General features: G+C 72.7%; 3 protein-coding genes. 1 reads left to right on the forward strand and 2 read right to left on the reverse strand.

Annotation, left to right across the window (positions count from 1 at the left end; genetic code table 11):
• Positions 1 to 14 precede the first annotated feature (14 nt).
• Positions 15 to 8,066, reverse strand: coding sequence for an amino acid adenylation domain-containing protein (locus tag ACQKIP_RS05625; protein ID WP_365866424.1), 8,052 nt, complete (start codon positions 8,064 to 8,066; stop codon positions 15 to 17).
• A 2-nt stretch (positions 8,067 to 8,068) separates the two neighbouring features.
• Positions 8,069 to 9,892 (reverse strand): condensation domain-containing protein, encoded by a 1,824-nt coding sequence (locus ACQKIP_RS05630; protein ID WP_365866426.1) that lies wholly within the window; start codon positions 9,890 to 9,892, stop codon positions 8,069 to 8,071.
• A 233-nt stretch (positions 9,893 to 10,125) separates the two neighbouring features.
• Here ACQKIP_RS05630 and ACQKIP_RS05635 point away from each other — a divergent pair, with 233 nt between their 5' ends.
• A complete protein-coding gene (locus ACQKIP_RS05635) occupies positions 10,126 to 11,541 on the forward strand; it encodes a DegT/DnrJ/EryC1/StrS family aminotransferase (RefSeq protein ID WP_365866428.1) in 1,416 nt (471 codons plus the stop codon).
• Positions 11,542 to 11,584 lie beyond the last annotated feature (43 nt).

Below are 11,584 nucleotides of genomic sequence, written 5' to 3' on the forward strand. Positions count from 1 at the left end.
GTGCAGGCCCCCTGTCAGCGGGCCGCGGCAGGGCGCAGGGCGGGCCGCGCGGGTGCCGCCGTCTCCAGGTACGCGGCGACTCCGGCGACGGTCGGGGCGGTGAAGAACGCGCGGACCGGCAGTTCGAGCCGCAGGGCCGATCGCACACGGGAGATCAGCTGCGTCGCGAGCAGCGAATGCCCGCCCAGAGCAAAGAAGTTGTCGTCGACGCCGACCGTCTCCCGGCCGAGCAGCTCGGCGAACAGCTCGCTCAGCAGCTCCTCGTTCGCCGTGCGCGGGCCGGCGGCGGCCGCTGTTTCGTCCTGCGCCTGAGCCGGAGCCGGGGCCGGGGCCGCGGGGCTCGCGACGGGCTGCCGCTCGCCGACCGGTCGTACGTCGCCAGGTCGTCGTACATCGACAGGTTGTACGTCGAAGTCGGCGATCCGCCGGTCCGGGTTCTCGGCCGCCTGTGTGAGCAGCCGGTGCAGGCCCTCGGCTAGTCGCTTGCCCGTCGCCTCGTCGAACAGCGCGGTCGAGTACGTCAGGGCTCCGGCCAGACCGGCCGGTGCTCCCCCGGCATCGAGCCGCTCCTCGACATCGATGACCAGGTCACACTTGGCGGCCGTCGAGGCGACCTCCAGTTCCGTCGTCCGCAGACCGGTCAACTGCGTCCCGCCACTTGCTGCGTGCTGGAGCTGGACCATGACCTGGAAGAGGGGATGGCGGCCGGGCGAGCGCGGTGGGTTGACCTCTTCGACGATGCGCTCGAAGGGCACCTCCTGGTGCTCGTAGGCGGCCAGGTCGGTGGCCCGGACGCGGCCCAGCAGCTCCGCGAAGGTGGGGTCCGCCGAGACGTCGGTCCGCAGGACCACCGTGTTGACGAAGAACCCGACGACGTCGTCGACCGCGTCGTCCGTCCGGCCGGCCACCGGGGTGCCGATGGGGATGTCCGTGCCCGCGCCCAGTCTGCTGAGCAGTGCGGCACAGGCGGCCTGGAGCACCATGAATACGGTGCAGCCGTGCTCCCTGGCGATGGCCAGCAGGCTTCGGTGCAGGTCGGCGTCCCAGTCGAGGTCCACCGCTCCGCCCGCGTAGTCGCTGGTAGCGGGTCGTGGCCGGTCGGTGGGCAGGGGCAGTTCCACCGGCAGGTCGGCGAGGCGGTCGCGCCAGTGGTCCAGTTGGCGGGAGAGCACGCTGGTCGGGTCGTCCTCGCCGCCCAGCAGGTCGCGTTGCCACAGGGCGTAGTCGGCGTACTGCACGGGCAGTTCGTCGAAGGCCGGGGCGGCGCCGCTGGTGCGGGCGGCGTAGGCGGTGGACAGGTCGCGCAGGAGCGGTCCGAGCGACCAGCCGTCGCAGACGATGTGGTGGAACACGAGCAGCAGGACGTGCTCGTGCTCCTTCTCGTCCGTGCGGAACAGGTGGGCGAGCAGGGGAGGGTGCGCGGACAGGTCGAAGCGGTGGTCGGCCTCCGCCCGGATCGCGGCGTCGAGCTCGGCCTCGGGTACTTCGCGGTACACCAGTTGGGGTCGGGCGTCCTCGGGTGCGAGGACCGACTGCACGGGCTGGTCGTCGCGTTCGGCGAAGACCGTGCGCAGGCTCTCGTGCCGGTCGGTGAGATCGGACAGCGCCTGTTCCAGGGCGGCCCGGTCCAGCGGTCCGGACAGGCTCAGCGCGAGGGGCAGGTTGTAGCTGGCGCCGGTCTCCTCCCACCTGCTGATGAACCACAGCCGCTGCTGGGCGTACGACAGCGGCAGCACGTCCGGGCGCGGCGCGGCCCGCAGCGGCGGCCGACCGGGCAGGGTGTCGTCGAGGCTGTCGGCGAGTCCGGCCACGGTCGGGGTGCTGAACAGCAGGCGGGCGGGCAGTTCCACACCCAGGACGGAGCGCGCCCTGCCGCTGAGCCGCACGGCGAGCAGGGAATGGCCGCCGAGATCGAAGAAGCTGTCGTCGATGCCGACCGAGTCACGGCCGAGGATCTCCGCGAACAGCTCGCACAGCAGCTCCTCGCGCAGTGTGCGCGGCGCGCGCCGGTCGCCGGTGGTGGGGTAGGCCGGCTTGGGCAGTGCGGCGGTGTCGAGTTTGCCGTTCGGGGTCAGCGGCAGCTCGTCGAGCACCACGATCGCGGCGGGCACCATGTAGTCGGGCAGGTTCTGCCGCGCGTACTCGCGCAGCCGCTTCGCGTCGAGTCGGGTGTCCCGCGCGAGGACGTAGCCGACGAGGCGTTTGTCGCCGGGCCGGTCCTCGCGCAGGACCGCCGCCGCGTGGGCGACGTCTTCGTGGCGGGCCAAAGCCGCCTCCACCTCGCCGAGTTCGACCCGGAATCCGCGGATCTTGACCTGGTCGTCGGCGCGGCCGAGGAATTCCAGGGCGCCGTCGTCGGTCCACCGCACCAGGTCACCGGTGCGGTACATGCGCTGTCCCGGCCGGTAGGGGTTGGCGACGAACCGCTCGGCGGTCAGGCCGGGACGGTTCACGTAGCCGCGCGCCAACTGGGCTCCTGCCACGTACAGTTCGCCGACGACGCGGGAGGGGACGGGGTGCAGGGCCGGGTCGAGGACGAACACCTCGACGCCGTCGATCGGCCTGCCGACCAGGGGGCGGTCGCTCTCGTCGGAGGACCAGAAGAGCGTGTCCACGGTGGTCTCGGTCTGGCCGTAGATGTTGTAGACGGTGCTGCCCGGGGTCTCCCTGATCCGCGCCCACAGCTTCTCGCCGACCGTTTCCGCGCCGGTCATCACCACCGCGGGCGGGGTGCGGTCGGGATCGAGCATCCCCTGGTGGATCAGCTCCTCGACGTAGCTGGGCATCACGTCGAGGGCGTCGATGCCGCAGCGGTCCATGTAGCGGGCCATGGCGGCGGGGTCGCGGCGGGTGTCGTCGCCGATCAGATGGAGTTCGTGGCCGACGGCCTGCCACAGCAGGGCGACGACCGAGGTGTCGAAGGCGAGGGACGCCGTCAGCGCCATGCGGCAGCGCTGCCCGTCGCGGTTGCGCTCGGCGGTGGCGATGACCTCGGTGCGGTAGAAGGCGAGGAGGTTGGCGAGGCCGCCGTGGGTGACCATCACGCCCTTGGGCCGGCCGGTCGACCCCGAGGTGTAGACGACGTAGGCGGGGTGGTCGGCGGTGACCGCGATCCCGGGCGCGTATGTCGGTTCGTCGTCGAGCGCGGGGTCGTCTACGAGGACCGGTTCGCCTACTACAGGCATCGACGCGGCGGTCTTGCTGTCGGTGACGAGCAGGGCCGGGGCGGAGTCCTCCAGGAGGTAGGCGATCCGGCGGGCCGGATAGGCCGGGTCGACGAAGAGGAACGCGGCGCCCGACTTCAGGATGGCCAGGAGCGCGATCACCAGGTTCGTGGACCGGGGCAGGGCCACCGCCACGACCTGGTCGGGGCCCGCGCCCCGGCCTACGAGGCGGTGTGCGAGCCGGGTGGCGCGTTGGTCGAGCTCGGCGTAGGTGAGTGCGGTGTCCTCGAAGACCAGCGCGGTCAGGTCCGGTGTGCGGGCGGCCTGCGCCTGGAAGGCGGCGGGCAGGAACACGGCCGGCGGCGCGGGCAGGGCCTGCTCGGGCCGCTCGGGGAGGTAGCGCTGTCGCTCCGCGTCCGAGAGCACGTCGACCGTGCTGATCGGCCGGTCCGGGGCGGCGATCACCTGTTCCAGGAGTCGGCGCAGGCGGGTCACGAGCTGTTCGGCGGTGCTGCGGTCGAACAGCTCGTCGGCGTACTCGAGATAGCCGGTGAGCCCGGCCGGTGAGCCCTGCGCGTCGCGCTCGTCGACCAGTTCGAGGCTGAGGTCGAACTTCGCGACGTCCCAGGTCACCGGGGCGCGTTCGCTGTCGAGTCCGGCGAAGTCCGGGGTGGTGCCCTCCGCCTGCTGGACTTGCAGCAGGACCTGGAACAGGGGGTTTTGGGACAGTGAGCGTTCGGGGCGTACGTCCTCGACGATGCGCTCGAAGGGGACGTCCTGGTGGGCGAAGGCGTCCAGGTCGGTGGCCCGCACCCGGCGAAGGAGTTCGGCGAATCCGGGGTCTCCCGCGGTGTCGGTGCGCAGGACCAGGGTGTTGACGAAGAATCCGACCAGATCGTCGAGCGCGCTGTCGGAGCGGCCCGCCACCGGGGTGCCGAGGGGGATGTCGCTGCCGGCGCCCATGCGGGTCAGCAGGGCCGCGAGGCCCGCCTGCACCACCATGAACAGGGTGCAGTCGGCGGCCCGGGCGAGTGCGAGCAGCTTGCGGTGCAGCTCGGGCTCCCACCGGACTTCCACGATCCCACCGGACTGCGCGGCCAGCGCGGGGCGCGGCCGGTCCGCGGGCAGCGCCAACTCCGTCGGCAGCCGGTCCAACTGCTGCCTCCAGTAGTCGAGTTGACGTCTCATCAGACTAGCCGGGTCGTCGGCTTCGCCGAGTAGTTCTCGCTGCCACAGCGTGTAGTCGCCGTAGCGCACCGGCTGCTGCGGCCAGTCGGGGGCGCTGCCCGCGCACCGGGCGGTGTACGCGAGGGCGAGGTCGTGCAGCAGCGGGCGCAGGGACCAGCCGTCGGCGGCGATGTGCTGCACGACAAGGAGCAACACCTGCTCCTCGGGGGCGAGTTGGAACAGCGTGGCCTTGACGGGCGCGTCCGCGGTGAGGTCGAAGCGGTGCCCGACCCGCAGCGCCATGGCGTCCGCGAGGTCGGCCGGCGCGATGTCGACGACCTCGATGCCGGGTACGGCGTCCAGGACCACCGGGTGCGGCTCGCCGCCCGCCTCGGGGAAGACGGTGCGCAGGCTCTCGTGCCGGTACGCCACATCGGCGAACGCCGCCTCCAGGGCGCCCCGGTCGACCGCCCCGGTGAGCCGGACCGCGACGGGGATGTTGTACGTTCCCGCGCCGCGCTCCATCCGGTTGAGGAACCACAGGCGTTGCTGGGCGTACGACAACGGCGCGTCCTCGGCGCCTGCCCTGGCGGTGAGCGCGGGGCGGGCGGTGCCGCCGGTGAGACGGGCGAGGCCGGCCACCGTGGGCGCGTCGAACAGGTCCCGGATCTCGAAGCCCTCCCCCAGGGCGGACCGGATGCGGGACAGCAGCCGCAGCGCGAGCAGGGAGTTGCCGCCCAGGTCGAAGAAGTGGTCGTCGATGCCCACGCGGGGCACGCCGAGCGCTTCCGCGAAGAGTTCGCACAGGATTTCCTCGCGCGGGCTGCGCGGCCCCCGTACGGCCGCGGCGATCCGGTCGGGCTCGGGCAGGGCGGCGCGGTCGAGTTTCCCGTTGGCCGTCGTCGGCAGGGCATCGAGCAGGACCACCGCGGCGGGCACCATGGCCTCGGGCACACGGTCTGCCGCGTACGAGCGCAGTTCCCTGCCCGTCAGGCCCGCCGGGCCCGTCAGGCCCGTCAGGCCCGCGGACCGGGCCACGGCATAGGCGACCAGGCGCGGGTCGCCCGGCCGGTCCTCGCGCAGGACGACCGCGCACTGGCGCACCGCGGGGTGGGCCGCGAGCACCGCTTCGATCTCGCCGGGCTCCACGCGCACGCCACGGATCTTGACCTGTGCGTCCGCGCGGCCGACGAACTCCAGCTGGCCGCCCGTGCTCCACCGGACCAGGTCGCCGGTCCGGTACATCCGCTGCCCCGCCGCGAACGGGCAGGCCACGAAGCGCTCGGCGGTCAGTCCGGGGCGCCCGGTGTAGCCCCTGGCGAGCTGGATCCCGCCCAGGTACAGCTCTCCCGTCACGCCCGGCGGCACCGGCCGCAGGCTGCCGTCCAGGACGTACGTCGACACGTTGGCCAGCGGTCTGCCGATCGGCACCGTGCCGGCCCGGTCGTCGCGGCGGCACTGCCAGTAGGTCACGTCGACGGCGGCCTCGGTCGGCCCGTAGAGATTGTGCAGTTCGGTGGTGTCCAGTGTGGCGAACAGGTCGCGCTGGGTGCGGGCGGGCAGGGCTTCGCCGCTGCAGATGATGCGGCGCAGGCCCGTGCAGTCGGCGGCGCCGGGCTCCTGGAGGAAGGCCTGGAGCATGGAGGGCACGAAGTGCGTGACGGTCACCGACTCGCGCCGGATGAGCTCGGCGAGGTAGGCGGGGTCGCGGTGTCCGCCGGGCCGCGCGATCACGAGGGTCGCGCCGCAGATCAGCGGCCAGAAGAACTCCCACACCGACACGTCGAAACCGGCCGGGGTCTTCTGGAGCACCCGGTCATCGGCGGTGAGGCGGTACTGCTCCTGCATCCAGAGGAGCCGGTTGACGACGGCGGCGTGCGGGACCATCACGCCCTTGGGGCGTCCGGTGGACCCGGAGGTGAAGATGACGTACGCCGGGTGCTCGGGACGCGGCGGTACGGGGCGGGCGGCGAGGGGCGCGATCGGCTTGTCGAGCAGCAGCTTCGGCAGCGAATCGGGAAGCACCGCGGCGCTGCTCGTGTCCGTCAGGGCGAGCATCGGAGCGGCGTCCGCGAGCGTCGCGGCGATGCGTCCGGCGGGGTGCTCGGGGTCCACCGGTAGGTAGGCCGCGCCCGCGGTGACGACGGCGAGGATCGCCACGACCAGGTCCGTCGAACGGGGCAGCGCCACGGCCACGACCTGCTCCGGGCCCGCGCCCTCACGGGCGAGTCGCAGCGCCAACCGCCTTACGCGGGTGTCGAGTTGTGCGTAGCTGAGCCGGGTGCCGTCGGGGGCGACCAGGGCCGGCGCGTCGGGCGTGCGCCGCACCTGGCGCGACCACAGCTCGGCGAGCGTCGTCTCGGGCAGCTCGCACGCGGTGTCGTTCCACTGCCGTACGACCTGGTGGTGCTGGGCGGGCGGCATGAGGGCGAGGGTGGCAAGCGGCCGGTCCGGATCCTCGGCCACCTGTTCCAGGAGCAGCGTGAGCCGTTCGGCGAGTTCGGTGGCCGCGGCGGCGGTGAACAGGTCCGGGCGGTAGTGCAGGCGCAGGGCAAGACGCTCGCCGGGTTCGACGGCGAGGGTCAGCGGGAAGTGGGCGCTGTCGCGGAAGGTGACGTGCACCTGGAGGTCGCCGTCGGGCGCGTCGACCTTGTAGTCGTGCATGGGGAAGTTGTCGACGATCACGTTCGTGTCGAAGAGCGCGGTGGAGAGCCCGGTCAGCCGCTGGATGTCCGACAGGCCGAGGTGATCGTGGTCGAGCGCCGCGGCGCGGTCCGCCTGGAGCTGCGCGAACAGTGCGCTCACGGATGCCGCCCGATCCAGGCGCACCCGTACCGGGACGGTGTTGATGAGCATGCCGATCATCGAGTCCGCGCCGGTCAGCTCCGCGGGGCGGCCGCTGACCGTGGTCCCGAACACCACGTCGTCGCGTCCGGTGAGCGAACCGACCAGGACGGCCCAGACGCCCTGGACCTGGGTGCTGAGCAGGACGTGGTCGCGCCGGGCGTGCGCGGTCAGCCGCGCCGTCGTCTCCGGCGACAGGAACACCTCCACCTGCTCGGGCGGCGGCCCGGTGCGGGAGTCGGCGGCAGCGACGAAGGTGGGCTGCTCGACCCCCTCCAGGGCGGCCGCCCAGTGCCGTTCCGCGCCCGCCCGGTCCTGCTGTGCCAGCCAGGCCAGGTAGTCGCGGTAGGGGCGCACCGCGGGCAGTCCCTCGGTGCCGCCCGCCCGGGAGTACACCGCGAACAGCTCCTGGAACAGCAGGGCGAAGGACCAGCCGTCGAGGAGGAGGTGGTGGGCCGTCACCACGAGGCGGTGGCGGCGGGCCGTGTGCCGGGCCAGGGTGAAGCGGATCAGCGGCGTGCCGGCGACGTCGATGCCGTGGTTCCAGTCCTGCGCGGTCAGGTCTTCGAAGCCGGCCCGCGCGTCCTGGCCGGAGAGGTCGGTGAGGTCGGCGAGGTCGGTCTCCCGCCAGTCCAGCGGGGCCTCGCGGTGCACCACCCGTATCGGCTCACCGTTCTTGCGGTACCGGAATCCGGACCGCAGGGTGGCGTGGCGCCGTATGACGGTCTCGGCGGACGACCTCAGGAGCGCGGAGTCCAGCGGGCCTTCGAGATCGACCGCGAATTGCGCGATATAGGAGCCACGCTTCTCCCGGTCGAACTGTGCGTGGAAGAGCAGGCCTTCCTGAAGCGGCGACAGGGGAAGGATGTCCTCGACTGCTGATTGACTCATTTTCAGAGTCCCCTTCCCCGGACGGCCTGCAATTCGGATTCGATTTCTTCGAGTTCGTGCTGGCTGAGCGAGCTCAGGGTCAGGTCGGACGGGGTGAGTCCGCCCGCTCCGGGTTCGCGGACGTGCCTGACCAGCGTCCGCAGCATCGAGAACCAGGTCCGCGCCAGCTCGCGGGTGTCGGCCTCGCTCACGACGCTGTCGGCCCGGCTCCAGGTGGCGTTGAGGACCGGGCCTTCGGCCTGGTCCACCGTGGCCGCGTTGACCTCGATGCTGTGGGCCATGGGCATGCCGGGGCCGGTGCCGTCCAGGCCGGTCCCGTACTCCGGTACGACCGACCAGTCGGCGGCGTCCGACGCCTCGAAGCGGCCCAGGTAGTTGAAGACGAACTCCGGCCGGTCAGCCTGTTCGAGGAGCGGGCCGGTCTCCGGGTTCAGATAGCGCAGGAGGCCGTAGCGGACGCCCTTGTCGGGGACGGCGCGCACTTGCTCCTTGATCCGCTTGACGGCGCTGCCCACCGCGGGTCCCGCGGCGCGCACCTCGGCCCAGTCGAGCTCGCCCGGGTCGAGCCGGACGGGGAAGAGGCTGGTGAACCAGCCGACGGTCCGGGCGAGGTCCAGGTCCGCGAGGGCGCTTTCCCTGCCGTGGCCTTCCAGGTGCAGCAGGGTGGTGCCGTCGCCCTCCGTGCCGCGTGCGCGGTGCCAGTCGCCGAGGGCAAGGGCGAGCGCGGCGAGCAGGACGTCGTTGACGCCGGCGTTGAACGCCGCCGGCACGCTGGTGAGCAGCTCCCTCGTGAACTCGGCGGGCAGGGACTCCGTGAAACGCCGGCCCGGGTCCTCCAGGTCCTGGCCGGGGACCCTGGGCCGGTCGCCGAAGCGGGCGGCGCCGGGGCGCAACCGGTCGAGCCAGCCGGGGAGTTCGGCGACGGCGGCCGGTGCAAGCGCCTGCTCGCCGAGCAGGCGGGACCAGCGGCGGAAGGAGGTCGGCACCGGTTCGAGCGCGATCGCAGCACCCTTGTCGAGCGCCTGCCAGGCTGTGGCGAGGTCGGCGGCCAGGACGCGCCAGGAGATCGAGTCGACGGCCAGATGGTGGACGACCAGCGCGAGCAGGCCCTGGCGATCGGGTCCGGCGTCGAACCACACAGCCTGCAAGACCTTGCCCTCGCGCGGGCGGAGCCGGTCGCGCGCGGCGTCCGAATCCCGTCGTACGAGGGTGGTCCAGTCGGCATTGGGGAGCCCGGTCACGTCGATCCGCCGGACAGCCGATGCCGCGTCGATGGCCCCGGTGGGCAGCACGTCCAGCGCCCAGTCCTGCCCGCCGTCCCCGCCGTCCCCGCCGTCGGGAACGGACAGGCGCAGCCGCAGCACGTCGTGGTGGTCGAGCAGCGCCTGTGTCATCGCGTGCAGGTGCTCCTGCGTCAGCGTGGACGGCGTACGCAGGACCGCGAGCTGGTGGTAGGTGTCGACGCCGCCGCCGCGCTCGCGGAACCAGCGCGTGATCGGCGTGGTGGCGACAGGGCCGACCCCGCTGTCCGCGACGGGGGCCGGGCCCCGGCGCACCTCGGTGGCGCTCTCCGCCAGGGCCGCGATGTCCCGGTGGGCCAGTACGTCGCCGACGGTGATCCGCAGACCGGCCTTGCGTGCCCGGCTGACGAGTTGCATGGCGATGATGCTGTCGCCGCCGAGCGCCACGAAGCCGTCGTCGGCCCCGACGTCGCTCACTTTGAGCACGTCGGCGACCAGAGCGCACAGGACGCTTTGGCGCCGGGCGACCGGATCTGGCCCGGCCGCACCCGCATCCGTATTCGCTTCATCGAAAGGGCTGGTCACGTCATCCCTCATTCCGCGTCCGGTCTGGAATCGGGAACGAAGTTAGCCAGCGGCGGCGGCCGCCAGCGGCAGTCGCAGCGGCAATTCGAGCGGCGTCCGCGAGGCCCGCAGGGCAACTGCCGGTGCGATTGCCGCAGGGCGTATCGGCGCGCGCCGACACTGGCAGGCGCGACGTCCGGACGCATCCCTTCATGCGGGCGCGTCCCATCGGGAAATCGAGAAGAGGCCCAGCGATGACAATCAAGCCAGCGGTCAAGCCATCAGTCACGCCGGCGGTCAGGCCATCGGTCGACCTCGCGATGTTCGGCGGTGGCCGGGCCGTGCCCCGCGATCTGCGGATCAGGGCGTGGCCGACGGTGACCGAGCAGGACGAGCAGGCCGTCCAACGGGTGCTGCGCTCGGGCCGGTTCACCTCCGCCTCCGCGGGCGAGGAGGAGATCGCGGGCCTGGAGCGGGAGTGGGCGCGGCACGTGGGCACCGAGCACTGCGTGGCGGTGAGCAACGGCACCGCCGCCCTGTCGGTCGCGCTGAGCGCCGCGGGCGTGGAGCCCGGCGACGAGGTGATCGTGCCCGCCCTGAGCTTCATCGGCAGCGCCACCGCCCCGCTGCACCTCATGGCGGTGCCGGTCTTCGTCGACATCGACCCCGTCACGTTCAACCTGGACCCCGCGGCGCTCGAAGCCGCGATCACCGGCCGGACCAAGGCGATCGTCGTGGTGCACCTGCACGGCCTGCCCGCCGACCTGGACGAGATCACCGCGATCGCCGACCGGCACGGGATCACCGTCGTCGAGGACGCCGCGCAGGCGCACGGCGCCCGCTACCGGGGCCGCGCGGTGGGCTCGATCGGCGCGGTGAACACCTTCAGCCTCAACGTCAGCAAGAACCTCGCCACGTGCGGCGAGGGCGGCCTGATCACCACCGACGACCCGGACATCGCCACGCGGGCCACCATGCTGCGCCAGTTCGGCGAACTCATCCCGGCGAGCGGCGAACGCAGCTACGTCGCGCATCTCCTGGGCTGGAACTGCAAGCCGAACGCGATCCAGGCCGCCTTCACCCGCAGCCGCCTCACGCACTTCGACGCGGAGGCGGCCGTACGCGACCAGAACGTCCGCCGGCTCCTGGGACGGCTCGCGGACCTGCCGGGCTTCCTGGTGCCCGACGTGCCGAGTGACCGTACGCACGCCTGGCACATCCTGCGCTTCCGGGTGCGGCCCGCCGCCTTCGGCCTGGCCGACGCGTTCGCGGGCCCGCTGCGCGCCGTCGTCCAGCGGGCACTGCGCGCCGAGGGGGTGCCCGCCGCGCCCTACCAGCTCCAACCGCTGCCCGCGCAGCGGGTGTTCGCCGAGCGGCGCGGGTTCGGCGGCTACCCGTGGGCGCTGCCCGGCGTGGTGGAGCGCCCCTACCGCGCCGAGGACTATCCGGCCACGCTGCGGGTCCTCGACGACTCCTTCACCGTGCAGAAGGCCCACCTGCACCCGGATTCGGGGCCGTTGCTCGACCGGTACGCCGACGCGTTCGAAAAGGTCTGGGAGCACCGCGAGGCCCTGGCCGCCGTCGCCGCGCGCACCGCTCACACGCCGCACTGGGAGCGGGCGGCGGAGATCGGCGACGCCGAGTGGGAGGCGGCGTTCGGTACGCGGTGACCGGCCCGGGCCGCGGCGAAGGGGCCGCGGACCGCCCTGGTGG

The organism is Streptomyces sp. NPDC059900 (assembly GCF_050270335.1).
GTDB lineage: Bacteria > Actinomycetota > Actinomycetes > Streptomycetales > Streptomycetaceae > Streptomyces.